Here is a 25,866-nt window from a genome sequence, read left to right on the forward strand (position 1 = left end):
TCATAATGAAAAAACTTAAACATTTCATACATGAAGAAAAAGGAAGTTCTCTTGTATTAGTATCAATTTCATTGGTAGTTTTATTAGCGTTTGTTGGTTTAGTTGTGGATTTTGGGAAAGTTTATGTCATAAAAACAGACTTACAAAAAGTAGCCAACGCCGCTGCATTATCTGGAGCACAAGAATTAACAAATAATGAAGCGAATGTTATGGAAGTGGTAGACACAATTTTAAATGAACACGGTCAACAAAATAATTTAGAAACTACTGAAATTAATATGGAGCAGGATGTAACTGTTTTTTTATCTGAAAATGTATCACTTTCTTTCTCAAAAATTTTAGGATTTACAAATATTGATGTTCCAGTTCGTGCCAAAGCGGAGATTAAAGCGATGGGAAGTGCTATTGGAGTTGCTCCTTTAGGTATTGATGAGTCTATCCCCTTACAGTACGATCTAGAATATCAATTAAAAGTTGACCAAACAGGAGTAGATACAGGTAATTTTGGTATTTTAGCTTTAGGAGGTACAGGGGCAAAAACATATGAAACCAACTTAAGAAATGGTTACGATCAGGAGATTAAAATTGGAGATATTTTAGACACACAAACTGGGAATATTGCAGGGAAAACAAGATCAGCTGTTAATGAACGAATCGATGATTGCCAATACATACCAGGGGATGAAATACCTAGAGACTGTTCAAGAATCATACTAGTGCCCGTATATCGTCCATATAATCAAACTTCTAATCAATTAAAGGAAGTTGAGGTTGTAGGATTTGCTTATTTTTATCTGTTAGAACCAATGAGTCATAGGGATACTGCTATTACTGGAATGTTTATCAAACGTACAGGTACGGGTTCTACAAGTGAAGGTGTGTCTAACAAAGGTGCTTATGCGATAAGGTTAACTGATTAACTCAACGAAAAGGTGAATTCAATGAGGTCAAAAATAACATTAATATTAGCGGTAGTTATGGGTTTGGTAACAACTTTACTTTTTTACAAATATATAAATGAAATGAATACAAGTCCAGAAGTGAATGTAAAACTAGTAGAAGTTGTTTCTACGAAACAGGAGATTTTAGAAAATCAAGTCATTACAAATGATTTAATAGAGCTCGTAAAAGTGCCAGAGAGTGGGGCACATCCACAAGCGATAAAAGATTCTGAGCAGGTTATTGGTAAAATAGCACTTACTAACATCACAAGTGGTGAGATTATTTTACCACATCGCATAGGAAGTGGAGCAGAAGAATCGTTGTTTGTATCAAGGAAAATTACAGAAGGGTTCCGTGCAGTATCTATTGGTGTCAATTTTGTTACATCGGTATCCAACTTAATTGAACCAGAAGATATTGTTGATGTGATATGGACGCATGAAAATAAAGATACAGGAGAAATAGAATCCGAGATCTTATTAGAAGAGATTCGTGTTTTAACGGTAGGAAGAAGAATGATCGAATCTATCCCTGATACGGAATATGTAGAATATACTTCAAGTACGTTAGAACTATCGGCAGATGATGCTGTAACAATTATTAACGCTTCAAATACTGGCGCGATTCAGCTCATCCTCCATAGTCGAATTGATGATGAGGATGTGATCAAAGATGAAGAATGAACTAAAACAACTGAAAGAGGCGAGAGAAGCGAAGGCGAGCAAGAATAAAAAAGGTGAAATGATTGCCATTTGTAGTGCAAATGGAGGGATAGGTAGAACAGTGATGTCCGTAAATCTTGCCGTTGCACTTGCTAAAAGTAATATGCGAGTTTGTAACATTGATGGAAATTTCCAGTTTGGTGACCTTTGTTTATCCCTGGATTTAAGACCTACTTTTTCAATTAAGGATATCGTTGAAGAGTTAGATCAGATGGATGAATATGCATTAGCTAATTTTTTGGTAAATCACAGTAGTGGTGTGAAAATATTAGCCGCTCCCGAACGACCCGAATATGCAGAATTAATTACAACTACTGTTTTAGAAAAAGTCCATAAACTGCTTATTAATCAATTTGATTATTTAATTGTTGATACTGAAGCAGGACTTCAAGATTTAAGTCTTTTTTTTATTGAAAAGTCAGATGAGATTTTTTTACTTTCTACCTTAGATATGATCGTGATGAAAAATACGAAAATGATGTTAGAAACTTTTGACATATTAGGACAAAAAGAGAAGGTACGTGTGATAGTAAATAAATCATCTGTTGATAATGTGATCAAAGCAGCAGACGTTCCAGATATTCTTGAAACAGATAACATATTTCATATACCTAATCAGCCGGAACTCGTTTTGCAATCTTTAAATGTAGGAGTTCCCTTTGTTTCAAACCATGGAAAAAGTGATTTAGGAAAATCTTATTTTAAAATAGCAGAACAATTGTTATCAAAAAGGGAAGACTCAAAAACGGAAACAAAAACAACCTCAAATTCAATTCTACAGTCAATTTTTCAAAAAGGAAAAGCTGTCAGATCGATATTTTAGACAGGAGCGAATGATATGAGCTTATTAAATAAAATTCAAGCAAAAAAAGATGAAAAATCTAAGATGGATCAATCTAATTCTAATGAAACAATAACAACGGCCAAGATAGATATTTTATCTTCCTATCGTAAAACAGACAATCATGCAGATAAAAAAAAGGAAAAAGACCCTAAAACCATCTTACACCAGGATTTGAAAAAATTATTACATAAACAAATCATGGATCGAGTGAAAGACGATGACGTGAAGAAAATCATTCCTCAAATTGATGGCATGGCTGTTGAAATTATGAAACAGAATGAAAAATTTAGAGGGGTCATTAATCGTAAAATAGTAGTGGATGAACTTATCAATGATTTAACTGGTTATGGACCCATAAATCCATTGTTATTAGACCCAACGATTACTGAGGTAATGATCAATGGACCAGAACAAGTATATGTAGAAAAAGCCGGAAAAATCATTAAAACAGAGGTTCAATTTCGGGATGATGAACACATTATGAGCATCATTGAAAAAATCGTAGCACCAATTGGAAGAAGAATAGATGAAAGCAGTCCAATGGTGGATGCTAGGTTACCAGATGGTTCAAGGGTAAATGCGATAATACCTCCACTTGCATTGAAAGGACCAACTTTAACGATCAGGAAATTCTCAAAGGATCCTTTTAAGATGGAAGATCTGATTAGGTTTGGAACGATTACAGAAGATATGGCGGTTTTTATTGATGCATGTGTCAAAGCTAAATTAAACGTTTTTGTCAGTGGGGGTACGGGTTCAGGAAAAACTACCACTTTAAACGTTTTATCTTCTTGTATACCTAGTGATGAAAGAATCATAACAATAGAAGATGCTGCAGAGTTGCAACTTTGGCAGGAGCATGTTGTTTCACTTGAGTCCAGACCATCTAATTTAGAAGGAAAAGGTGAAATCAGCATACGTGATCTTGTGAAGAATGCTTTAAGAATGAGACCAGAGAGAATTATTATAGGGGAGGTACGTTCTGGAGAAGCACTGGATATGCTGCAAGCTATGAATACAGGTCATGATGGTTCTTTGGCAACAGGTCACTCCAATAGTCCTAGGGACATGATCTCCCGTTTGGAAACGATGGTATTAATGGTTGGAATAGATTTACCAGTTAAAGCAATTAGAGAACAAATTGCAGGAGCGATCGATGTGATTATACATCAATCACGAATGAAGGATGGGACTAGAAGAATTACACATATTACTGAGGTACAAGGTATGGAAGGGGACGTCATTGTATTACAGGATATATTTATATTCGAGCAACATGGAATTAATGAAGAAGGTAAAATTATAGGAGAGCTCAAACCGACAGGAATACGCCCGAAATTTTATGAAAGACTAGAAACCTCCGGCATTTATATTCCACCAACTGTTTTTATAGAAAATGAATATTCATAAAAAAGGGGGATCCTATATTGAAATTATTGATCGTAGTCTTTTTTATGATGACATGTATTTTTTTATTTTTTAGCTTTTTGCAGTTGTTCTTTAAATCAGATAAAAAAATGGAAAAGAGATTGAAGTTTTTTTTGAAGGAAAATGATGAGAAGCCTCTGGGTAAACGTTCTTTTCATGGTTTAGTTCAAATGAAATTATTCCAACAATCTGTAAAGGAAAGGATGAAAAAGAAAAAAAATAATAAAAAACTGGAGCAAAGTTTAATTAGTGCTGGGATTTCTCTAAGTGCTGAGGAGTTTATCATGTTCAGAACTATACTTTCTATTCTTTCTGGACTGATTGTATACTTGATTTTCGACAAATGGATCATGATCATATTTGGATTTTGCATCATTTACTTTGGTACAAAGTTTTGGATAATATTCAAACAAAAAAAACGAATAAAAATGTTCAACGATAGTTTATCAGATATGATTACGACCATAATTAGTTCACTTCGAGCTGGTTTTAGTCTAATACAGTCTTTACAATCAGTAGTTGAAGAATCTGAATCGCCTATGAAAGAAGAAATAGAACTTGTGGTTAAAGAAATGCAATACGGAAGTTCATTGGAAGACTCCCTAAATCAATTAAAAGAAAGAATGCCCAGTGAAGATTTAGATTTGATGATCCAATCTATTTTAATTCAAAGACAGATTGGAGGAAACCTATCTGTCATTTTGGAAACAATTGAACAAACAATTCGGGATAGAACAAAAATTCAAGGTCAGATTTCAACTTTAACTGCACAAGGTAAATTATCTGGAATGATTATAGGGAGCTTACCTATTGGTGTAGGTTTTGTTATTTTTTTGATAGAACCTGAATATTTCGCTGATTTTTTCCGCCATCCAATTGGTATTATGCTTATTATTTCAGGAGTTATCTCTGGCACGATTGGATTTATGTTAATTAGAAAGTTAACTACGATTGAGGTGTGATTATTATGTTTTATGTTACATTTTTTTTAACAATCACCTTAGTTATTTATAGTGTTTTTGTATTACGTAGAGAGAGGACAGAGAAAATCACGAAAAGAATCTCTTTAATCAAAGGTGAAAAAAATAAGTTCCTTGATAACAGTGAGATGATTAAGAAGGAAAATAAAAAACAATCTTTCTTAGAAAAATGGTCAAAAATTTTATTGCTTAAAATGAAAAAAATATTCGAAAGTAAAATGAAAGAGAAAAAAGTAGCTAAGATTGAAATGAAATTAATGCAAGCTGGGAGACCATTTCAAATGACCCCAATTGAGTTTCGTTTATTTCAAATCGGATGTGCTATTTTATTTCCAACTTTTTCAGGTATATATGCAGTTTTCATGGAATTTTCAACTATATTAATATTTGTTGTAATATTGTCTGCCTTTGTGAACGGTCTGATTATACCTCATTTATATTTGAAAAGTAAAATTAAAAAACGTAACTATAAAGCTTTGCGAGAACTTCCAGATGTTTTAGATTTATTAACGGTAAGTTTGGAGGCAGGGCTGGGATTTGATGCCGCATTAAACAAGTTGGTTTCCAAAAAGAAAGGCGTATTATCAAGTGAATTCCAGCATTGTTTAGAGGAAATTCGGTTGGGAAAATTAAGACGTGATGCTTTATTAGGTATTAAAGAAAGATTACTTTTAAAAGAAGTAAAAACAATGGTGAGTAACATTCTCCAAGCTGAAAAATTAGGGGTTGGTATGGTAAAGGTAATGAGGGTTTTATCTCAGGAAGTTCGTCAACAAAGAAAACAACGAGCGGAGGAACAGGCAATGAAAGCTCCGATAAAAATGCTAATCCCTCTTGTGTTTTTTGTGTTTCCAACTTTATTCATCGTACTGTTGGGACCTGTCCTTATAGGTTTCGTTGAAACATTTTCAAAATGATCATTCTGCCTAATAAAAAAGATCATGGATGAGCGTCGCCATGATCTCTATATATTATTTTTTAAAATTTTTGACAACTTTCCTTTGTCTTTTCCTTTGAGGCTCGCTAAAAGGCGAGTTTTCTTTTTTCATATAATTACTTACTCCAATCAATCATCTGGTGGAAGAGTAAGCGATGTACAGTTATCAGGAAAATCAAAAGGAATGACCTGCTCATATGGTGGTGGTGGTAAATCTGCATGTTTGTTTTCTATATAAGGAATGTCTACTGGCTCACCTCTTGAATCCGTTTCACTAGCTAAAATTGGAATGATATGTTCCGCTACTTGTCTACCTAATTTTAAACCCTCGTCATTATCGACAGGGAAATGGACGAGTGCATACAAACGAGATAAAGAACATTCTTCACCTAATTCATCTAATCTAGCAGCTTCCCCTGGGAAAAAGTATTTTAGAATTGTAGTAACACATCCTGCTACAGCAGCATGTCCAGACGGATAGGTTGGATGACGTGGTGTACATAATAGGGTAGCAAATTCTTGATCATACTGATCAGGTCTCGCCACTAACCACATAAATTTGTAATACCAGGTAATCATAAATGCATCGTTTGCAGCACTTAATACAGCAGATTCTAATCGTGCAGCATATGGAGCAGTTACTCCATACGTATCTACTAATATATCTAAAACAGGTAACCATTGTTTAGTTGCTACACCTGTTCCCCAATAAGTTGCAACTTGTTTTTTGAATTCATCTAAGTTGTTTGCAGTTTCATATACAGCATCTAATTGTGCACCTCCCCAATCTATAAAATTAGGATGTTTGACCGTGAAATAAATGTGTTCTCCAGTCTGTTTAATCTTAAATTTCTTACCACATCGATCGTAATAATACATGGGCCATGAGCCAGCTAAAGGATCCTCTGGATTAGTTGGTGGGAATTCTTCGCCTGCATAGGGAACTTCATTCCACAATAAATAATTAGGATCAAAGTTTTTACAACATTTACTCATGTTATTTACTCCTTTCTTGTAAGATATAATATTTTATTCTAGTAATATTGGATTCGAAATGATGAAAACGTCTGTTTTTTTATAACAAACACCCATTTTTAATATAAAAATAGATTTATACCTATATCCCAATGTAAGAGAGGTTTACTTAATAGGCTAATAGCGATATATCTAACGTACATTGTGACTTTTCTTGAAAATTGTTAGTTTTTTGGAAAGTTATTGTAATGTGATTCAGTTCATGGTAAGTTAATACTAAGTTAATAAATGCAGGGAGCTTGGAAGACCAGGCTGAGAGGATGGCTATTCTGCTATCGACTGTTGAACCTGATCTGGGTAATGCCAGCGTAGGAAAGATGTCTATTCTTGAATGTTCTGTCATGACTTCTTATATCCTTAAGTAGTCATTTTTTATTGGATTGCAAAGAATAAAATCATGCAAGATTGTATACTCAAGAAAATATACCTTCATATTTTCTTAATGACCACAAAAGAATGATTCCACGATATCTTTTAATTTCACTACTTTTCTAAAATGACAGAAACCTACTATTGGCGAAATTTCTAAAAACCTATTTCAATTTCTACAACTAGAATTGTTCACCTTCTGAACCCATGCATAAGGTAATATTTTTTTATACATTTCTATTAGGAGGTTTCTTATGTCAAATCAAACTAATCAAATTTCTGTCTCCTCATTTCCAGGGAGCAAAAAAGTATATGTTACTGGGTCTAGAGAGGATATCAAAGTGCCAATGCGAGAAATTGCATTGAGCTCAACTACATCAGATTATGGTGAAGAAGTAAATGAACCAGTGAGAGTTTATGATACAAGTGGGCCGTATACCGACTCAGCTTATGATACGGATATTCGTAAAGGTCTGTCATCACTGCGAGGGAATTGGATTAAAGAAAGAAATGATGTAGAAGAATATGATGGGAGAAATATTAAACCTGAAGATAATGGTTATCTAAATGAAGAAGTTATTAAAAACGTGGATGTGTTTCCGGGGTTGAAACGTAAACCTTTACGTGCTAAAACAGGTCAGAATGTGACTCAAATGCATTACGCAAAAAAAGGGTTGGTTACACCAGAAATGGAGTTTATTGCAATCCGTGAAAATGTTTCTCCTGAATTTGTCCGTGACGAAGTGGCAAATGGTCGAGCAATTATTCCATCAAATATTAATCACCCAGAAAGTGAACCGATGATCATTGGACGTAATTTTCATGTGAAAATTAATGCAAATATCGGAAACTCAGCTGTCACTTCATCTATTGAAGAGGAAGTAGAAAAAATGACTTGGGCAACTCGCTGGGGTGCTGATAATATTATGGACTTGTCAACAGGAAAAGACATACATACAACACGTGAATGGATTATTCGAAATTCTCCTGTTCCAATCGGTACAGTCCCAATTTATCAAGCATTGGAAAAAGTAAACGGTGAAGCTCAAGACTTAACATGGGAAGTATATAGAGATACCTTAATTGAGCAAGCTGAACAAGGTGTTGACTATTTCACAATACATGCAGGTGTTTTATTAAGATATGTACCTATGACTGCAAAAAGGGTAACAGGTATCGTATCTCGTGGTGGCTCTATTATGGCAGCATGGTGTTTAGCTCATCATGAAGAAAGTTTTCTCTATACTCACTTTGAAGAAATCTGTGAAATTCTTAGAACCTATGATATTTCAATTTCCTTAGGAGATGGTTTAAGACCAGGTTCCATCGCAGACGCTAATGATGAAGCTCAATTTGCAGAGCTGGAAACATTAGGTGAACTAACTAAAATAGCATGGAAACATGATGTCCAGGTAATGATTGAAGGACCTGGTCACGTGCCGATGCATAAAATAAAAGAAAATATGGATAAACAGCTTGATATATGTCATGAAGCACCATTTTATACTTTGGGTCCATTAACAACGGATATTGCTCCAGGATATGATCATATTACTTCAGCGATTGGAGCAGCCATGATAGGGTGGTATGGTACAGCGATGTTGTGTTATGTTACACCAAAAGAGCATTTAGGTTTACCGAATAAAGATGACGTTCGTGAAGGTGTAATTACGTATAAAATAGCGGCACACGCTGCGGATCTTGCAAAAGGGCATCCTGGCGCACAAATTAGAGATGATGCATTGTCTAAAGCCCGTTTTGAATTCCGTTGGCGTGATCAATTTAATCTATCTCTTGATCCAGAAAGAGCTCTTTCATTTCATGATGAAACACTTCCAGCAGAAGGAGCAAAAACAGCTCATTTCTGCTCAATGTGTGGTCCTAAGTTTTGCAGTATGAGAATTACTCAGGATATTCGTGAATATGCCAAGGAAAAAGGGCTAACGGATGAAAAGGCCATTACAGAAGGATTAAAGGAAAAAGCACAGGAATTTTCAGATAAAGGTAAAAAATTATATAGTTAGAAGAGTCACTGAGCAAAAAATGAACCTGATGGATTTCCATCAGGTTTTTTTAGTGTAATTTTTATGGTTTTTGAATAACTAATTTCATTTTCTTATGGATCATCATAAGTAACGTAAGTTCCTGCAATGAAATCATGTACCGAACGTTTATCTTCTCTCACAGCAACCATGGTAATGCTTACAATAATTGCAATTCCCAACGTAATAGCGTAAATTATACCTCCAACTAATTGACGAAGTAGCATTGTACCTATTCCAACATTTTCACCATTCATTTTTACAATTCGAATGCCACAAATTCTTTTTCCAATTGTATACCCATACCAAACAACAGGTACAATAATCAAATATAAAACATCAAGAATTTGACTGAGATCTCCAATTCCAATGATATACCCAAAGATGAATGTGAAAAAGATTGCTATAAAGATCGAATCTAGAATACTCGCTGCAAATCGAATCCAAAAACCAGCTGGTTGTTGTACCAAAACTATCTCCCCCCATTATTCAAAATAAAAAAATATCTCATATAGAATATTATATAAAAATGTAATAATGCAAGTCCGGTTATAATTCATTTGCAAAGCCTTACAATACCAATAATGTCATCCATCCTCAACTCATCTTAGATAGAGAAAATTATCATATCATAATGGCATTAGATTTTTAAAGAAGGATGGTTTACTATATAGAATGAAAAAAGGGAGTCAATAAAAAATCAAAAAAAATTAGGAGGGTAGAAATGATACTAAAAGAAGAGCAAGTATTATCCAAAGAAAATGACTTTGATCAGGCGATTGAAAACAAGCTAAGAGTCATCGTTAGACAATATGGTGTAACTGTGGATTACGGCGGAGAAATTACGAATCACGATAATGAATATGTCAAAATACAAGAGAAATATTTCAAAAAAAACACCTGTGAGTTTTTAGTTCGTTAAAACTCATAGGTGTTTTTTATTCAAAGCTGTTTTTCACTTTTTGAGGTATTAATGTTTTTCTAACCCATAACATATTTAAAGTCAACAACACACCAGACATGATGAATAATCCAGGTATGGTGATGAAACCCGAAATAAATCCTCCAGTAATCGGACCTAACATATTACCTAGAGCTAATGCACTTGTATTAAAACTATAAGCACGACTTTCCATTCCTTCAGGTATAAACTTTCTAAGTAGGGAGTTTACAGATGGAAGCAATCCCCCTATAAAAATCCCCATAAAAAATCGGAGTACGAGAAGCTGCCAAACGTTGTTTACAAATGCTTGTGGGAATGAAGTTAATGCAGCGCCTAAAAGGGCAATGAATAGTATTTTTTCTGAGCCAATACGATCACTTAGTCTTCCTAATACAGGTGATGAAATCATATTTGAAAATCCTGTTATGGAACTAACCAATCCTACGTAAAATGCTAACCACTCAGTATTTCCATGCATATCCTGCACAAATATAGCCATCAGAGGCATTACGCTTAGTAATGAAAATTGGATGATAAAAGTAACTGAAAATAATGCAGGGATTTGCGGTATTTTTTTTAAGTCCAGAAAACCCTGCAATACAGAAATATTCGTTTTAATAGCAGCCTTTTTTTTATCAAATTTTTCTCTAACTAAAAAGAGAGCTAATAAGGAAGCAATAAAAAGCAAAGCCCCTGTTATAAAAAATATAGTTTGAAAGGGAACGAAATTTGCTAATAATCCACCAATGAAAGGCCCAAGTATCGTACCAGCTACAGCACCTGATTGCATCATTCCCATGGCAAAACCAATATGTTCACGTGGTGTATTTGTGGATATCAAAGAGGTGGAAGCTGGGATATATCCTGAGATGGTTCCATTTAATAAACGTAAAAATAATAATTGCCAAGTGTTTGTAGCAAATCCCATTAGTGCAACTACAATCGACATTCCGAAACCTGATCGGAGGATCATGATTTTTCTACCGTATCTGTCTCCTAATTTCCCCCATAAAGGCTGAAATAAAAATGAAGTTAAAAAATTTCCTGCAAATATAATGCTTGTCCAGATGGCGACCTCATTTGGATCAGAAATTCCCAATTCCTGTATATATAAAGGTAAAAACGGTATGATCATACTCATTCCTGATGTTGCCATAAATTGACCAAACCACAACACAATAAGATTAGTTTTCCAACGAGGCAAAATAGTTTCCTTCTTTCAAAATGAATATGCTTCACTTCACTTTTGTGGGTTTTTATTATGTATACTTGTTTTCATTATGGTTACATTAAATTTGTATCACTTAAATCACATAATTCAAAGGGAGATGACAAAATGCCTTTCGGTGCTCATGAAACAATGGAAGTTCATGAAATATTAAATGGAAGTATTAATATGATTAATCATTTTTCTCTTTATGCGAATCAATGTCAAGATCATAACTTACGCCAGATGATTCACAATCATATGCAGACAGCTATTCAAGGTTATGATCAATTAGTTGCGTATACACATGACTATAATGCAGCAAACAGATCAATGCAACCTTATTCACAACCTAACATCCAACCGCAGCAAATTCGATATGGCTTACATCAGCCTCAATCTCATGTGCCACAGACACAAGGGCAACTTAATGATCAACAAATTATTGCAGGGATGTTATGCCTCCACAAAGGCTCTGCAAAAAATCATATTGCTGCTTCTCTTGAATGTGCTGATCCTAATGTAAGGGAAATGTTGATTCATGGTGCAGTAAACTGTGCTAATCAAGCATATGAAGTGTTTTTATTTATGAATCAACAGGGGTACTATCAAGTTCCTACTATGGAAGATCATACTGCCAAAACTTATTTACATAGTTACCAGCCTGTACAACAAAACATTCATCAATAAATAATTGAATAAAGGGCATTTTCTCGAGTGAATTGAAAGTGCCTAACTCCTACCCTAATCATGCCTTCTTACAATGGTCAATATTGTGTATAATATGATTTATATTCCTATTCATCTAATATCATTTAGATTTATTAATTATGGAGTAGGTTAGGAGAACTGTATCATTCATGACAGAGTGGGTCATAGGTTTTGTAGGGAGTTTCATGATTGCAGGATTAGCGTTTTGGAAAAAATCATTGTCTTTATCAGGTGCTATAATGGCTATTTGTATAGGTACATTAATGTATGCCTTAGTTAGTTTAGCTTGGTATGGTACACTCATTGCCTTTTTTATTTCTTCCTCTCTTCTTACAAAATGGAAACAGAACAGAAAAAAAATGATAGAACATAGTTATGAAAAAACAGGAAATAGAGATGCAGGACAGGTGTGGGCAAATGGTGGATTAGCACTATTATTAGCTGTGACCTTTTATATTTGGCAGCAACCTATGATTTGGTGGGCATTTATTGGTATATTAGCTACAGTAAATGCGGATACTTGGGCGACCGAAATTGGTAGTTTAAGCAAAAAACCACCTCGTTCTGTTCTTTCTTTTCAAACAGTAACTCCTGGATCTTCTGGCGGAGTATCAAGTTTAGGTTTGGTATCAAGTATATTAGGCGGAGGGTTTATCGGTATTACGGCTTGGATCTTATCCACAGAAAATGATATGGGAATGTTGTTTTTTTACTTGATTATAGGTATAGTCAGTGGTTTTATTGGAGCTTTGACAGATTCGTTTATTGGAGCAAAATGGCAAGTGATGTACGATTGTGAGCAATGTGGAAAAGAAGTTGAAAGTTCTAACCACTGTTTACACCCTGCCCGTATGAAACGAGGTTGGAGATGGATGAATAATGATAGAGTGAATATGATTAGTTCTATCATTGGTGGTATGATTGCGATACTAATAGGCATCTTATGGGTGTAATCTCCGAAAGTTTTATTTTCATTTGTACAAAATTTTGGTAATATAAGAATATAAATATATGGAAGTGATAGAAATGAATGCGGAAACATTAAAACTATTTAAAACATTAACGGAAATGCCAGCTGCACCAGGTTTTGAAAAAGATATCCGAGCTTATGTTAGATCAGAGATAGAAAATTATACAAATGAGATCATTCAGGATCGATTGGGCAGTATTTTTGGTGTTGTTCGAGGGAATGAAAATGGCCCAAGAGTAATGGTGGCAGGTCATTTAGATGAAGTTGGTTTTATGGTTACAAAAATAACAGATAACGGTATGATTCGATTTCAACCTCTAGGTGGTTGGTGGAGTCAAGTACTATTAGCTCAACGAGTACAAATCATAACACAAAAAGGTCCTGTTATAGGAGTGATTGGTTCAACACCACCCCATTTGTTAAATGAAACACAGCGTAAAAAACCAGCAGATATGAATCAGATGTTTATAGATGTAGGAGCAGATGATCGACAAGACGCAGAAAACATGGGAATTCTTCCTGGACTGCAAATTGTTCCAATTTGTCCATTCACGGTGTTATCAAATCCTAAAAAGATTTTAGCTAAAGCATGGGATAATCGTTACGGTGTAGGTTTGGCAATAGAGCTGCTTAAAGAAGTACATAAGGAACAACTGCCAAATATTTTATTTACAGGAGCAACAGTACAAGAAGAAGTAGGATTAAGAGGGGCAGTGACAGCATCTAATTTGGTGAAACCAGATATTTTCTACGCTTTGGATGCAAGCCCAGCAAATGATACTACTGGTGATAAAAGTGAGTTTGGTCAGCTTGGTAAAGGAGCATTACTTCGTATTTTAGATCGTACAATGGTAACACATCAAGGATTAAAGGAATTCATTTTAGATACTGCAGAGTCTAATGATATTCCATACCAGTATTTTATATCTGCTGGGGGTACTGATGCAGGTAATGTACATCTGAATGGGATTGGGGTTCCTTCAGCAGTCATCGGAGTATGTTCTAGGTATATTCATACTTCATCTTCCATCCTACATGTGGAAGATTACGAAGCTGCCAAGGAGTTGTTAGTAAAGTTAGTGAAAACAACAGATCAATCAACTTTTGAAGAAATCATCAAATAGAGTATGGTTTCACAATTTTAATTCATATCATACATGTTTTCTTTCATATCAAGATTTCAAACAATTATCATGAATTCTTCATTCTAAGCTCAGAGAAGCCAGCAAATGTTTAATTAACTAGCAGTGAGTGTTTAATTACCTCGGTTTTATAGGTTTTATATTAAAAGGAGGGATTTAATGTATCAATTAAAAGAAAAGGAAATGATTTTTGTTTTCACAGGCCCAGATGGATCTGGAAGAAAAACTGTGGCAGATATGGTTGGTACGACATTGGGGATTAAAAAGGTGATTTCTTATACCTCAAGAGAAAAACGTCCAAGCGAGGTAGATGGTCAGGATTATCATTTTATTTCACGGAAGCAATTTGAAGAAGGTATAAATAATAAAGAATTTGTTGAAGTTACTGATATTGATGGGAATTTTTATGGAATCAAAGGGTTAGATATTGAACAGGAGTTTAAAAATAACGATTTTATTTATCTGATATTAAATTCAGCTGGTGCTAGAACTTTAAAGAAGCTATTTGGTGAAAAGGTTAGTCGTTTATTTATTTACGTAGATCGTGATGTGATTATTGAACGTCAGAAAGCTTTAGGTGTGAATCAAGAAATTGTAGATTTTCATTTTAAACATTATAATGAAGATATGTCATACAAAGATGAATGTAAACATGCATTTGAAAATACAGATTTAGCTCATACTGTGTTTGCAGTAACAGAAGTATTAGAAGGGTATATGGATCGTCAATTAGAAGAAAAAGACTAATCTAATAAAAATATAGAAACTCGCCAATTTACTTGTGGCGAGTTTTTTATGATATAGAAAACTCATAACTATCTAAAAAATACATTTAGGATGGAGTCTATATTCGAGGAATGAGCAGAAAATCACGCACAGGTGTTTTTTTGCTTGTTTAATACATAGTTCGCAGTGTTTGTGTGTGACAAACATCATAGCACAGGCTCTCCATTTGAAGTAATATTTATCATACTAGTTTAAGTTTATAATGCGTTTTTTTGTACGAAAGTAAAGAGGAGTTGGCTTATGAGTTTTTATGAAACTTACAAGAAATTAAAAAATAAATCGATTGAAGATATTTTTTCTATTATAACATCAGTGGAAATAAAAAAAGTTTTACAAAAGAATACGTTTAATGAATTTGATTTTTTAGTATTATTATCCCCTGCTGCTGTACCTTATTTAGACATCATGGCACAAAAAGCACATGAGAACACTGTTCAACATTTTCATAAAAAAATAGAGCTTTATGCTCCGATTTATATATCTGATTTTTGTGTTAATCATTGTGAATACTGTAGTTTTAGTATCACTCAAACATTTAAAAGAAAGAAACTGTCATTATCTGAAATTCAATTAGAAGCAAATATTTTAAATAAGTTAGGTTTTAAACAACTGCTTATTTTAACCGGGGAATCTAAAACTCATATTCCAATCTCTTTTTTAAAACAAGTCATTACAATGTTAAAAAATCAATTTGATTCTGTTTCTATAGAAATTCAACCTATGGATACTACAGAGTACGAGGACTTAGTTGCAAGTGGAACAGATGGAGTTACGGTTTATCAAGAAGTGTATGATGAAGAAATGTATAAAAAAGTTCATGTCAAAGGTCCAAAAAGAAACTATCAATATAGAATCGATACACCAGAAAGAGCATGTAGAGCTGGTATGTCAAAGGTGAATATGGGTGCTTTATTAGGATTAGCAGATTGGAGAAAAGAAGCCTATTATTTAGCGATGCATGTAAACTACTTGCAAGAAAAATATCCTAACACACAAATTGGCTTATCTTTTCCTAGAATTAGACCTCATTTAGGAGATTTCGAACCTGTTGTGGATGTAACCGATCAACATTTAATGCAGATGATGCTGGCTATGCGATTATTTTTACCTGAATGTAATATGAATTTATCAACAAGAGAAAGCCCTACATTGAGAGACGAATTACTATCCTATGGTGTTACCAACTTGTCGGCTGCTTCTTGCACTGCAGTAGGAGGATATGCAAATCAATATCAGATGGAAACAGCAAATCATCAGTTTGATATCTCAGATGAACGAAGTGTGGAAGAGATTGTAACTATAATAAAACAAAAAGGATACCAGCCTGTATAAGGAGGTTTATAACATGATCAATCGTGATTATCATAAAAATCCGTTTATCGTTATTTGGGAATTAACAAGAGCTTGTGGCTTAAAATGTTTGCATTGTCGTGCTGAGGCTCAATATAAACGAGACTCTAGAGAGCTTTCATTTGAGGAAGGGAAAAAATTAATAGATGAAATTTATGAAATGGACAATCCTTTATTAGTTTTTACTGGTGGAGATCCACTGGAACGAGACGATGTATATGACATAGCAGAATATGCTATACAAAAAGGTGTAAGAGTTTCAATGACACCTAGTGCAACCCCAAATGTGACAACAGCAGCAATTAAAAAAGCTAAGGATGTTGGTTTATCACGATGGGCGTTTAGCTTAGATGGTCCCAATGCAAGTATTCATGATCATTTTAGAGGGACGAATGGTTCTTTTGATCTAACTATGAGAGCAATAGAAACGATTAATGAACTAAAATTACCTCTTCAAATCAATACTGTTGTTTCAAATTATAATTTAGATGTATTAGAAGATATGGCTCGATTAGTTGAGGAATTAAATTGTGTCTTGTGGAGTGTGTTTTTCTTAGTACCAACAGGTAGAGGAAAGATATCTGATATGATCACACCAGATCAACATGAAGAGGTTTTCCAATGGTTATATGAATTAAGTACTAAAGCATCTTTTGATATAAAAACAACAGCGGCCCAGCATTATCGCAGAGTTGTTATTCAAAACAAACAAAAAGAAAATAATCAAAAGGATACCATCAATTATTCTCAATCTATAAGAAGTGGACTGATAGGCACAATTGATGGTTTAGGACGTGCACCTAAAGGTGTAAATGACGGTAATGGATTTGTCTTTATATCTCATATCGGTGATGTATTTCCTAGTGGGTTATTACCCGTAAAAGCTGGGAATGTAAGAGAAAGTTCACTATCAGAAATTTATCGTGAATCTAAAGTTTTTAAACAATTACGTGATCCTAACCAATATAAAGGAAAGTGTGGGGTCTGTGAATTTAGATTTGTATGTGGAGGTTCTCGATCTAGAGCTTATGCCATGACTGGAGATTATTTAGAAAGTGAACCTTATTGTACTTATATTCCTAGAAAATATAGTTTAGGTAAACATTGATTGATTCATTTTTAAAAAGTTAGTAGTTAAAGCCCTTTTAAGTATATAGTGTTTGTTCATGTATTATGTGACAACTCTGTATATTTGGAAGGTTTTTTTTATTTTTCTAATTTTACAGACCTTCAATTTATTTGTTCATATTCAGTTCATATTTATAAATTAAACTATTTTAAGGCTAGTCATTTGTACATAGGCTGGGTTAGCGTATGATTTAATTAGAATATAAACATGAGGTCTATGGTGAGTTGATAACATTTTTTCATTAAGCAATGGGAGTGGAGAATCATTGCATAATTTTTGTTTCGCGAAGGGAATGTATAGAAGAATGAAAAAAAGCATTGGGATTTTGTTAGCATTATTGGTGGTTGCTGGTTGTTCAGCAGGAGGCGCACAAAGTGGCTCCCCTCAGGAAATGGTGAATATACCTAAAGTAGCTGTTGAGATTGAAACTATCAAAAAAGGGGATATACAAGAAAGTAAAAAATTAATTGGAAATATTGAGTCTGCATCAGAAATTGAGGTTTTCCCAGACATCACAGGAGAATTAGTTACTCTCCAAGTAGATAATGGAGACCAAGTTGAAGCAGGTCAAGTTATAGCTGTTTTGGATGGGAAAAATCAAATGGATAGTTTACAGCTTGAACAAAAATCATTTGAAAGTACAAAACAGCAACTGGAAAATGCAAAACTTACTAGAGCGCAGGCAGCTCAAAGACTACAAGATGCACAAACTAGTGAGGAAGGAATTTCTTCAACTGATTTAGATTTGGAAAATTTAACAATTGCGTTGGAAGATGCAAAAACAAATCGGGAAAGACTTGAACGTTTATATGAAGAAGGTGCCGTTTCGTTACAGGATCTAGAAAGAGCACAGCAACAAGAAACACAAGCTGAAATTTCTCTTGAAAAGGCACAGCTAAATACAGGTAGCAATCTTGAACAATTACAATTAGATTTAGAAAAAGCAGAGGTTGGAGTTCAACAGAGCCAAATTTCATTGGATCAAGCTCAATTAAGATTATCACAAGCTGAGCGAAATGTGAATGATACCACTGTATATGCGCCTATTTCTGGTGTGGTAGAAGGCTTGAATACTGAAGTAGGAGAGAATGTATCCTCTCAACAACCTTTGTTGACGATCACAAACGTATCTGAATTTATTATTACTACACAGATTACTGCGGAGCAAAAAAAACTAGTACCACTAGGAACAGAAGTTGAAGTACATTCATCAATACAAGATGGATATAAAGCAGAAATGATTTATGTAGCACCAACGAGAAATGATATTGGTTTATTTGATGCGGAGCTTCGTTTTATTGAAACAGACAATCAATTAACTACAGGTGAAGTTGTACAGCTTGTATTCAGTAACACGTTAGTGGAGGATGAAGTGTTAGTTCCTACTCATGCGATTATCCAAAAAGGGAATGAAGCTTACGTATTTGTAGCTAATGAAGGTAAAGCAGTTAAAAAAGATGTTGAAATTTTAAGTATGCAATCAGAATGGACTGCAGTTAAAGGTGATCTTAAGGCTGGAGAAGACCTTATAGTTAATGGACATAAACTAGTATCTGATGGGATGCTTCTATTGTTACCAGATGAACAACAAACAACAAATAACGATACTCCATCAGAAGAGAAAACTACTGATGAAAAAGTTGATGATGAGATAAATTCTGAGCAAGAAAAATCTGATGATAATGCAGCCGCTGGAGGTGGCAATTAATGCATCTTATAAAAACAGCAGTACAGCGACCAGTTAGTGTCATCATGCTGGTTATCTGCGTATTGATTATTGGGACGATTTCTTTACGTAATATTCCAATTGATCTTTTTCCAGAAGTTGAAGTGAATGTAGTGACAGTTCAAGCTTCATATAGCGGTGTATCTCCACAAGAGATGGAGAAACTCGTTACAAGACCATTAGAGGAGCAAATAGCATCACTAAATGGAGTTGAATCTATAAACTCACAGTCAAGTGCAGGATTCTCTTTTATTCTTGTTGAGTTTGCTACAAGCATTGATTTTGATCAAGCCGTTACAGATTTACAGGAAAAAATAAATAAAGCGGCTCTACCAGATGATGTAGATACACCTAATGTTTTGAAATTTGATATTAATAGTCAGCCCATTATTTATTTGGGATTAACGGGTAAGGACACTACTACATTAGAAAGTATTGCCGATGATTTATCTGCAAATTTTGAGAAACTTGAAGGGGTTGCAGCGGTTGATATTTCAGGTGGGACAGATCGGGAAATTCAAATCACACTTGATCCGATTTTACTTGAACAATATAACTTAACTGCAACAGATGTAGTCAATTCGATTAGAAACAAAAACTCGGCTTCAACTGTTGGAGATGTGTTACAAGGTGATACTGAAGTACAAGTTAGAGTGGATGGAGAATATGACACTTTAGATGAGATTAGAAACACAGCGATTCCGCTTCAAAATGGAACAACGATAACTGTGGAAGATGTAGGTATTTTAGAAGATACAATTAGTGATGTACAATCACAATCAAAAATAAATTCTGAACCTGCAGTTATACTATCTATCTCTAAGCAATCTGGAACAAATACAATAGAGATTAGTGACTTAATTCTTGAGGAAGTAGAGAGCATTCAGAATGATCTTAGTGAAGGTGTAGCATTAGAAGTTGTTTTTGATACTTCTACTTTTATTAGGGATTCCATAAGTGGTGTTGTTATAAGTTTATTAGCAGGTGGATTTTTTGCAATCTTAGTATTGCTATTTTTCCTAAGAAGTATTAGAGCAACTGCAGTTATAGCCTTGTCTATTCCATTTGCGATTATTTCTACGTTTATTTTAGTTGATCGTTTTGATCAAACTTTAAACATCATTACTTTATCTGGATTAGCCTTAGGGATAGGTATGATGGTAGATAGCTCCATTGTAATATTGGAAAATATCGTCAAGTACAGGCAAAATGGTATGGATCCAAAAGAGGCAGCTATTAAAGGTGGTAGTGAATTAATTTCTGCGGTGATCGCATCTACAACTACGACTGTTGTTGTATTTGTACCTATGATGATTATTGACGCTGGCATCCTATCACAAATATTCCTGCCATTAGCAATGGTTGTTGCCTTTGCATTACTTGCAGCATTACTTGTTTCACTTACTTTAGTTCCAATGTTAGCAGCGGGTTTTCTTAAAACGAATGCTCATGAGAAAATAGCAAAAGAAGCGAAATGGTTACAGTTTATAAATCAAATCTATAATAAGCTTCTAAGGTGGAGTTTAAAACGTAGATGGATTGTTGTTCTATGCACTTTTTTAATTATAGTCGGTAGTTTGTTTTCAATTGCACTATTGAACATCACTACTTTTCCTTCTTCTGGTCAGAACCAAATTCAACTCTCTACCGAATTTGATAACGGCGTAGAATTTTCAGTGGTTCAAGAGTATGGTGATCAAATCGATAAAGTGCTGAGTAAATATGAGGAGAATATTGATATTCAATATACAGAAATAAGTTCTACGAATATTACTACAATACTTCTTTTAATAGATGAGAGTGAAAGAGAAATAAATAATGAAGATATATCAAAAGCAATACAAGATGATCTAAATTCATCTATTGTAGGGATTGAAGTGAAGGCTGTACAACAAATGAGCGCTGTTGGTGGATCAGATTCAGATATAAACGTGTCGATATCTGGACCAGAACAAGATGTGCTTGAAACATTAACGGATCAAGTTGACCTTTTATTATCAGGGATTCCATCCGTTGAAAATATTGAGGTGCCAGGGTTAAGCGGTCAGCCTCAGCTTACAATTACAGTGAATGATGAATTAGCTGGGCAGTATAATTTAAGTCAAGGTCAAATTATGGGTCAGTTGAATGAAACATTTAAAGGATCAACGGCTACAAAATTCCGTGAAAATGGAGATGAGTTTGATGTTATTGTTCAGTTACCAGAATCAGAAAGAGAAACGATTGAATCCTTAAATGCATTTTTACTGACTACACCTACTGGCGGACATGTACCATTGATCTCAGTAGCAACGATTGATCAAACATTAGGACCTGTTTCAATCCAACGTGTAGATCAGAAGCAGGAATATTCTGTTACAGCTGATATGGTTGAAGGAGCAGATGTACGTGAAGTAACTGAACAAGTAGATCAGGTATTATCTCAAATTCCAGTACCTAAGGGATATGATGTGACTACTGGAGGGGTACAAGCAGACTTTAACGAATCTGCAGTTGATTTATTGCTCATATTAGGGCTAGCCATATTCCTAGTTTATACTGTAATGGCTGTACAATTTGAATCATTCTCATATCCATTTATCGTCATGTTTTCATTGCCAACAACAATTGTTGGTGTTATATTTGGACTATTAGTAACTGGCACTGAATTAAGCTTTCCAGCACTTATCGGATTAATTGTTTTAGCTGGGATTGTGGTGAATAATGCCATTGTATTAATTGATTATATTAATCAATTAAAACGAAGTGGTAAAGAACGGAATGAAGCCATTATTGAAGCAGGTAAAAGTCGTCTGAGACCTATTCTCATGACAAGTTTTACGACCGCATTGGGGATGTTACCTATTGCATTAGGAATAGGTGAAGGTAGTGAAACACAACAACCGATTGGGGTTGTAGTCATCTTTGGTTTATTAGTCTCAATGGCATTCACTCTGTTATTGATACCGGTTATGTACACAATTATTGATGATTTTAGCAATAAATTTACTAGCATATTTCGTAGAAAAAATAAAAACACAGAACCAAAAGATCCAACAGTAGTTAGCAGTTAAGGAGAGGTGAAACCAATGAAAAAAAGAATATTAGTAATATGTTTAGCGTTAGCAATTCCAACAATGACAGTACTTGCAAGTGAAACAGTGAGACTATCTATTTCTGAAGCGGTGAATGAGATACTGGAAAAGGACACAAGCCTAGAAAAATTTGATTTAGATGAGGTCAAACTAACTAGTGCAGCAAATGCATTTATGGGTAGTTTTTCGGATGAGTTGGAAGAATTACAAGAAGTTCAACAGGAATATGCTGAACAATCTACTCAGTGGGGAGTAGAGTATAAAGCTTATTCAATGCTTTACAATTATTTAAAATTGGAAGAAACAGTGAAGTTGCAAGAAGAAAATTTAGAAATTACTGAAAAAGATGAAAATATTGTAGGCATGAAGTATGATGAAGGATTAGCTTCAAAACAAGATCTTATTCAAGCCGAGATGAGTGTATCCAATGCTAAACTTTCTTTAGAATCTACTAAACAAAGTTTAAAATCTTTAAAATATGAATTGAATCAAATGTTAGATCAGGACTTATTAACTACGTTAAACATCGATGAATTAGGTGATATAACACGTCTTAAGTCTTCAGAATATAACGCTGAAAAGATAGCGGATGAAATGAAACTTGGACATAAATCTCTTATATTTTATCGCTTTGTAATGGAGACGTATGAAGAAATTATTGAAGAAGCAGAGGACCTTACGGGTTATGGTAGTTATGCATTATCAATAAGTAGTGCAGAAGCTGCTAAGACTGAAATAGAAGAACAAATAATGATATTAGAGCCTACCGAAGATCCAGACAATCCATCCGATCAAATGAAATTGCTAAGAGGATTATTTGATGAGAAAGAAGCTTTAATAACATATTATGAATCAACAGCAAATAACGACAGAAGAAAAGCAGAAGATGATATTCCAGAGTATTACGAGCAAGAAAAAGATAAAGCTCAAATAGATCTATTCGATCAAATGGATTTATTAGAATTAAATGCTTATCAATTTGCTGATGAGTTTGAAATTTCTCATTTAAAATTAAACACGCTAGAAGATAATGTGAAAAAACAAGAAGAATTATATAAAATGATGCAGGTGCGTTTTGATGAAGGCTTTATTACAGCTACAGACTTAGAAAAGAGTCGTGTAGGTGTATTAAATGCTAAGGTAGAATTATTGAATGCAGAAATTGATTATGCATTATTAAAAGAAGAGTATGAATTATTTAAAGAAGGTTTTTTACCATAAACAAATAAGATAATTTTTGTCTTAATAACAATAACCTCAGAATTTTATGTAATAGACACTGGAGATATCTCCAGTGTCTATTTTTTTGAAACTTAAGAATCTACAAGTTTACTTTTCTAATAACAAAAGCCACCATTAAAATTCGGTAAATGGTAAAGTGTTTAACGTAGACAGAATAGTAGTTACCCTTCAGAAGTTTGAATTAGCTATGAAATAGAGGGAATTTCTGGTCTTATCTCTTACAACATCAGCTCAAAAAAATAAATAGCGGGAATACGTGGTCTAATATCGTCCATATTCACATCAAACTGCCATATCTGGGCTTAAAACAGCTATTTAGGACCATAATTTCCCTTTATTATATAAAATTCTTTAAGTATGAGGAGAATAAGACCGTTTATTCCCTTTATTTTTAGATTACTAATACAAAATGAATGTAGAAAGGAATTTGGCTGGAAAGTGAAACGACTTATATCGGCACTCAATATTTTCGGTTTGTACATTAAAGGATCTTCCGATGATTTATTCAGATGGTTTTCTTAAACATAACTTCCCCAATTTATATAAAAATGGGAATTTACATCCTTGACATCTTCCAGACACATAACTTGTATAAGATATTTCTAATATGGACTTGTTTAACAAGGAGGGGAAATTGGGAATGAAATGGAAAAGAGTGATCATTACGATTATAGCATTGACTTTAGTAGTAGGATGTTCTAATGAAGATTCTACAGAAGGTCAGCCAACAGATATGCCTAAAGCAGATGTTATGACAAGTGGCGCTCCAAGAGGCGCAGGTCAAGGTGCAGGTGGCATGGTCGGTATGAGCATGGTTGGTTCAGGTCAGAGGTCACCAGGAGGAATGGGGCAGAGAACTCCTCAATTTGTTACAGTTGAACTTGAAAATATTGAAAAAGGTAATTTAGAAGTGACTCAACGTTTATTAGGTACCGTTATTCAATCATCTGAAGTTGAAGTTATCCCAGATATTAATGGAGAAATCATAAATTTATTAGTAAATAAAGGTGAAGTAGTTGAAAAAGGTCAGATCATAGTCGAGTTTGATTCTTCAAGTTTTGAAGATAGCTTGTTGCAGGAACAAAACAATTTAGCAAGTGCAAATCAACAGCTTGAAAATGCATTGATTTCTTATGAACAAGCAGAACAAAAATTAGAGGATGCAAAATCAGGAACGATCAATGAGCTGGATTCGTCAAATCTCAATTCTACTTGGGAAGATGCACAGGAAAATGTGGCAAGTATGCAGCGTTTATATGAAGAAGGTGCTGTTTCATTACAGGATTTAGAAAATGCGAAGGATCAAGAAGCACAAGCGAAATTGGCTTACGATAAAGATTCATTAAACAATGAAAATGATGTTGAATCAGCAGAGATTTCTTTGCAGCAAGCACATAATTCTGTGGACTCAGCAAAAATTTCTGTTTCTCAAGCACAATTGAAGTTAGATCAAGCATCAGAAAACTTTAATGATACAGTCATTTATGCCCCTAGTACAGGAGAAATCACAGTATTGAATGTAAACATAGGTGATCAAGTTTCAACTCAAGCTTCTCTTATGACAATTACAGATGTAGCCGATATGATGATCATAACGAAAGTTACAGCGGAGCAGAAGGCTTTATTACCCGTTGGTAAAGAAGTAGAGGTGACTACAACATCGCAAGATGAACCAGTAAAAGCAACGATTACATATATATCTTCAGTTAGAAGTTCTGATGGTTTTTTTGATGTGGAATTACATTTAGATGAGGAAACTGAAAATAATATTCAAAATGGTGATATTGCTCAAATTATATTATCAACCATATTGGTAGAAAACGAATATCTTGTACCAACTAATGCAGTTTTTCTAAAAGAGGATAGCAACTATATTTTCGTAGTAGATATGAATTCTGATATGAAAATTGCGATGAAACGAGAGGTCGAAATTTTAAATTTACAATCGGATTACACGGCGATACAAGTAGAACTTGCAGCAGGAGAGCAATTGATTGTAGATGGGCAAACGTTAGTTTTTGATGGCATTCCTGTTTTATTACCTGGGGAAGAACCACCCCAAGGCATGTCCCCTAATCCTGATGGTATTGGTGAGCTAACTAGACCAGAAGGTATGAATCCAAATGCTGGCGGTGATGGTCAGCGAACTCCACCTGAAGGTAGAACACGACCTGAAGGTATGGATCCAAAAGATATGAAAAACGGTCAAAGAATCCCACCAGAATTACCGGAAAGTAGCGACAACGCTGATTCAGAGAATGAAAGTTCCGATGTCGGAGGTAATTAA

General features: G+C 34.3%; 21 protein-coding genes and 1 riboswitch. Of the genes, 18 read left to right on the plus strand and 3 right to left on the minus strand.

The genetic code is table 11. From position 1 onward, the window contains the following. The first annotated feature begins 5 nt into the window (after nt 1–5). The 6 genes from EPK97_RS16620 to EPK97_RS16645 are packed head-to-tail and all read left to right on the plus strand — an operon-like array spanning nt 6 to nt 5,833. Nucleotides 6–920, plus strand: coding sequence for a pilus assembly protein TadG-related protein (locus EPK97_RS16620; protein ID WP_162037748.1), 915 nt, complete (start codon nt 6–8; stop codon nt 918–920). Between the two features lie 21 nt (nt 921–941). Next, on the plus strand, nt 942–1,625 hold the full coding sequence (gene cpaB, locus EPK97_RS16625; RefSeq protein WP_162037749.1) for a Flp pilus assembly protein CpaB: 684 nt from the start codon (nt 942–944) through the stop codon (nt 1,623–1,625). Further along, complete coding sequence (locus tag EPK97_RS16630) at nt 1,615–2,487, plus strand: CpaE/TadZ family protein (protein WP_162037750.1); 873 nt, start codon at nt 1,615–1,617, stop codon at nt 2,485–2,487. The genes cpaB and EPK97_RS16630 overlap by 11 nt, the downstream gene beginning before the upstream one ends. Nucleotides 2,488–2,502: 15 nt before the next feature. Continuing rightward, nucleotides 2,503–3,918 carry a TadA family conjugal transfer-associated ATPase gene (locus EPK97_RS16635; protein WP_162037751.1) on the plus strand — a complete coding sequence of 472 codons (1,416 nt, stop codon included), beginning with the start codon at nt 2,503–2,505 and terminating at the stop codon, nt 3,916–3,918. A gap of 17 nt (nt 3,919–3,935) precedes the next feature. Next, nucleotides 3,936–4,898 carry a type II secretion system F family protein gene (locus EPK97_RS16640; RefSeq protein ID WP_162037752.1) on the plus strand — a complete coding sequence of 321 codons (963 nt, stop codon included), beginning with the start codon at nt 3,936–3,938 and terminating at the stop codon, nt 4,896–4,898. Nucleotides 4,899–4,903: 5 nt separating this feature from the next. Then, nucleotides 4,904–5,833, plus strand: coding sequence for a type II secretion system F family protein (locus EPK97_RS16645; protein ID WP_162037753.1), 930 nt, complete (start codon nt 4,904–4,906; stop codon nt 5,831–5,833). Between the two features lie 149 nt (nt 5,834–5,982). On the opposite strand, the gene EPK97_RS16650 is transcribed toward EPK97_RS16645, so the two are convergent. Further along, on the minus strand, nt 5,983–6,849 hold the full coding sequence (locus EPK97_RS16650; protein ID WP_162037754.1) for a vanadium-dependent haloperoxidase: 867 nt from the start codon (nt 6,847–6,849) through the stop codon (nt 5,983–5,985). 260 nt (nt 6,850–7,109) lie between these two features. After that, nucleotides 7,110–7,221: riboswitch (TPP riboswitch) on the plus strand. Nucleotides 7,222–7,511: 290 nt separating this feature from the next. On the opposite strand from EPK97_RS16650, the gene thiC reads away from it, so the two are divergent. Continuing rightward, entirely contained in the window at nt 7,512–9,281 is a 1,770-nt protein-coding gene (gene thiC, locus EPK97_RS16655) for a phosphomethylpyrimidine synthase ThiC (RefSeq protein ID WP_162037755.1), read from the plus strand. Nucleotides 9,282–9,373: 92 nt separating this feature from the next. Here thiC and EPK97_RS16660 read toward each other — a convergent pair whose 3' ends face one another. Further along, nucleotides 9,374–9,769 carry an RDD family protein gene (locus EPK97_RS16660; protein ID WP_162037756.1) on the minus strand — a complete coding sequence of 132 codons (396 nt, stop codon included), beginning with the start codon at nt 9,767–9,769 and terminating at the stop codon, nt 9,374–9,376. 254 nt (nt 9,770–10,023) lie between these two features. On the opposite strand from EPK97_RS16660, the gene EPK97_RS16665 reads away from it, so the two are divergent. Further along, nucleotides 10,024–10,221: a hypothetical protein gene (locus EPK97_RS16665; RefSeq protein WP_162037757.1), complete on the plus strand. Its 198-nt coding sequence runs from the start codon at nt 10,024–10,026 to the stop codon at nt 10,219–10,221. Nucleotides 10,222–10,237: 16 nt separating this feature from the next. Here the strand turns inward: EPK97_RS16665 and EPK97_RS16670 are convergent, their stop codons facing one another. Further along, nucleotides 10,238–11,446 (minus strand): MFS transporter, encoded by a 1,209-nt coding sequence (locus EPK97_RS16670; protein WP_162037758.1) that lies wholly within the window; start codon nt 11,444–11,446, stop codon nt 10,238–10,240. A 132-nt stretch (nt 11,447–11,578) separates the two neighbouring features. Here EPK97_RS16670 and EPK97_RS16675 point away from each other — a divergent pair, with 132 nt between their 5' ends. The 10 genes from EPK97_RS16675 (at nt 11,579) to EPK97_RS16720 (ending at nt 25,866) form a co-directional block, all read left to right on the plus strand. Further along, nucleotides 11,579–12,139 carry a spore coat protein gene (locus tag EPK97_RS16675; RefSeq protein ID WP_162037759.1) on the plus strand — a complete coding sequence of 187 codons (561 nt, stop codon included), beginning with the start codon at nt 11,579–11,581 and terminating at the stop codon, nt 12,137–12,139. Nucleotides 12,140–12,309: 170 nt separating this feature from the next. Beyond that, complete coding sequence (locus EPK97_RS16680) at nt 12,310–13,113, plus strand: DUF92 domain-containing protein (protein ID WP_162037760.1); 804 nt, start codon at nt 12,310–12,312, stop codon at nt 13,111–13,113. Nucleotides 13,114–13,186: 73 nt separating this feature from the next. Next, a complete protein-coding gene (locus EPK97_RS16685) occupies nt 13,187–14,254 on the plus strand; it encodes a M42 family metallopeptidase (protein WP_162037761.1) in 1,068 nt (355 codons plus the stop codon). Nucleotides 14,255–14,431: 177 nt separating this feature from the next. Beyond that, nucleotides 14,432–15,019 carry a guanylate kinase gene (locus EPK97_RS16690; RefSeq protein ID WP_162037762.1) on the plus strand — a complete coding sequence of 196 codons (588 nt, stop codon included), beginning with the start codon at nt 14,432–14,434 and terminating at the stop codon, nt 15,017–15,019. 279 nt (nt 15,020–15,298) lie between these two features. Continuing rightward, a complete protein-coding gene (gene thiH / locus EPK97_RS16695; protein ID WP_162037763.1) occupies nt 15,299–16,390 on the plus strand; it encodes a 2-iminoacetate synthase ThiH in 1,092 nt (363 codons plus the stop codon). A 13-nt stretch (nt 16,391–16,403) separates the two neighbouring features. Beyond that, a complete protein-coding gene (locus EPK97_RS16700; RefSeq protein WP_162037764.1) occupies nt 16,404–17,516 on the plus strand; it encodes a TIGR04053 family radical SAM/SPASM domain-containing protein in 1,113 nt (370 codons plus the stop codon). Between the two features lie 325 nt (nt 17,517–17,841). Further along, complete coding sequence (locus EPK97_RS16705; protein WP_162037765.1) at nt 17,842–19,245, plus strand: efflux RND transporter periplasmic adaptor subunit; 1,404 nt, start codon at nt 17,842–17,844, stop codon at nt 19,243–19,245. Next, complete coding sequence (locus EPK97_RS16710) at nt 19,245–22,316, plus strand: efflux RND transporter permease subunit (RefSeq protein WP_162037766.1); 3,072 nt, start codon at nt 19,245–19,247, stop codon at nt 22,314–22,316. Before EPK97_RS16705 ends, EPK97_RS16710 begins: the two co-directional genes overlap by 1 nt. A gap of 15 nt (nt 22,317–22,331) precedes the next feature. After that, nucleotides 22,332–23,558 carry a TolC family protein gene (locus tag EPK97_RS16715; protein ID WP_162037767.1) on the plus strand — a complete coding sequence of 409 codons (1,227 nt, stop codon included), beginning with the start codon at nt 22,332–22,334 and terminating at the stop codon, nt 23,556–23,558. Nucleotides 23,559–24,219: 661 nt separating this feature from the next. Then, entirely contained in the window at nt 24,220–25,866 is a 1,647-nt protein-coding gene (locus EPK97_RS16720; protein ID WP_162037768.1) for an efflux RND transporter periplasmic adaptor subunit, read from the plus strand.

It is taken from the genome of Chengkuizengella sediminis, assembly GCF_010078385.1.
GTDB classification, from domain to species: Bacteria; Bacillota; Bacilli; order Paenibacillales; family KCTC-33759; genus Chengkuizengella; species Chengkuizengella sediminis.

What these genes read in the sequence shown, in the direction of transcription:
- EPK97_RS16620 (WP_162037748.1), top strand. Translation starts at nt 6, where the DNA reads ATGAAAAAACTTAAACATTTCATACATGAAGAAAAAGGAAGTTCTCTT.
- cpaB (WP_162037749.1), top strand. Translation starts at nt 942, where the DNA reads ATGAGGTCAAAAATAACATTAATATTAGCGGTAGTTATGGGTTTGGTA.
- EPK97_RS16630 (WP_162037750.1), top strand. Translation starts at nt 1,615, where the DNA reads ATGAAGAATGAACTAAAACAACTGAAAGAGGCGAGAGAAGCGAAGGCG.
- EPK97_RS16635 (WP_162037751.1), top strand. Translation starts at nt 2,503, where the DNA reads ATGAGCTTATTAAATAAAATTCAAGCAAAAAAAGATGAAAAATCTAAG.
- EPK97_RS16645 (WP_162037753.1), top strand. Translation starts at nt 4,904, where the DNA reads ATGTTTTATGTTACATTTTTTTTAACAATCACCTTAGTTATTTATAGT.
- EPK97_RS16650 (WP_162037754.1), bottom strand. Translation starts at nt 6,849, where the DNA reads ATGAGTAAATGTTGTAAAAACTTTGATCCTAATTATTTATTGTGGAAT.
- thiC (WP_162037755.1), top strand. Translation starts at nt 7,512, where the DNA reads ATGTCAAATCAAACTAATCAAATTTCTGTCTCCTCATTTCCAGGGAGC.
- EPK97_RS16665 (WP_162037757.1), top strand. Translation starts at nt 10,024, where the DNA reads ATGATACTAAAAGAAGAGCAAGTATTATCCAAAGAAAATGACTTTGAT.
- EPK97_RS16675 (WP_162037759.1), top strand. Translation starts at nt 11,579, where the DNA reads ATGCCTTTCGGTGCTCATGAAACAATGGAAGTTCATGAAATATTAAAT.
- EPK97_RS16680 (WP_162037760.1), top strand. Translation starts at nt 12,310, where the DNA reads ATGACAGAGTGGGTCATAGGTTTTGTAGGGAGTTTCATGATTGCAGGA.
- EPK97_RS16685 (WP_162037761.1), top strand. Translation starts at nt 13,187, where the DNA reads ATGAATGCGGAAACATTAAAACTATTTAAAACATTAACGGAAATGCCA.
- EPK97_RS16690 (WP_162037762.1), top strand. Translation starts at nt 14,432, where the DNA reads ATGTATCAATTAAAAGAAAAGGAAATGATTTTTGTTTTCACAGGCCCA.
- thiH (WP_162037763.1), top strand. Translation starts at nt 15,299, where the DNA reads ATGAGTTTTTATGAAACTTACAAGAAATTAAAAAATAAATCGATTGAA.
- EPK97_RS16700 (WP_162037764.1), top strand. Translation starts at nt 16,404, where the DNA reads ATGATCAATCGTGATTATCATAAAAATCCGTTTATCGTTATTTGGGAA.
- EPK97_RS16705 (WP_162037765.1), top strand. Translation starts at nt 17,842, where the DNA reads ATGAAAAAAAGCATTGGGATTTTGTTAGCATTATTGGTGGTTGCTGGT.
- EPK97_RS16710 (WP_162037766.1), top strand. Translation starts at nt 19,245, where the DNA reads ATGCATCTTATAAAAACAGCAGTACAGCGACCAGTTAGTGTCATCATG.
- EPK97_RS16715 (WP_162037767.1), top strand. Translation starts at nt 22,332, where the DNA reads ATGAAAAAAAGAATATTAGTAATATGTTTAGCGTTAGCAATTCCAACA.
- EPK97_RS16720 (WP_162037768.1), top strand. Translation starts at nt 24,220, where the DNA reads ATGAAATGGAAAAGAGTGATCATTACGATTATAGCATTGACTTTAGTA.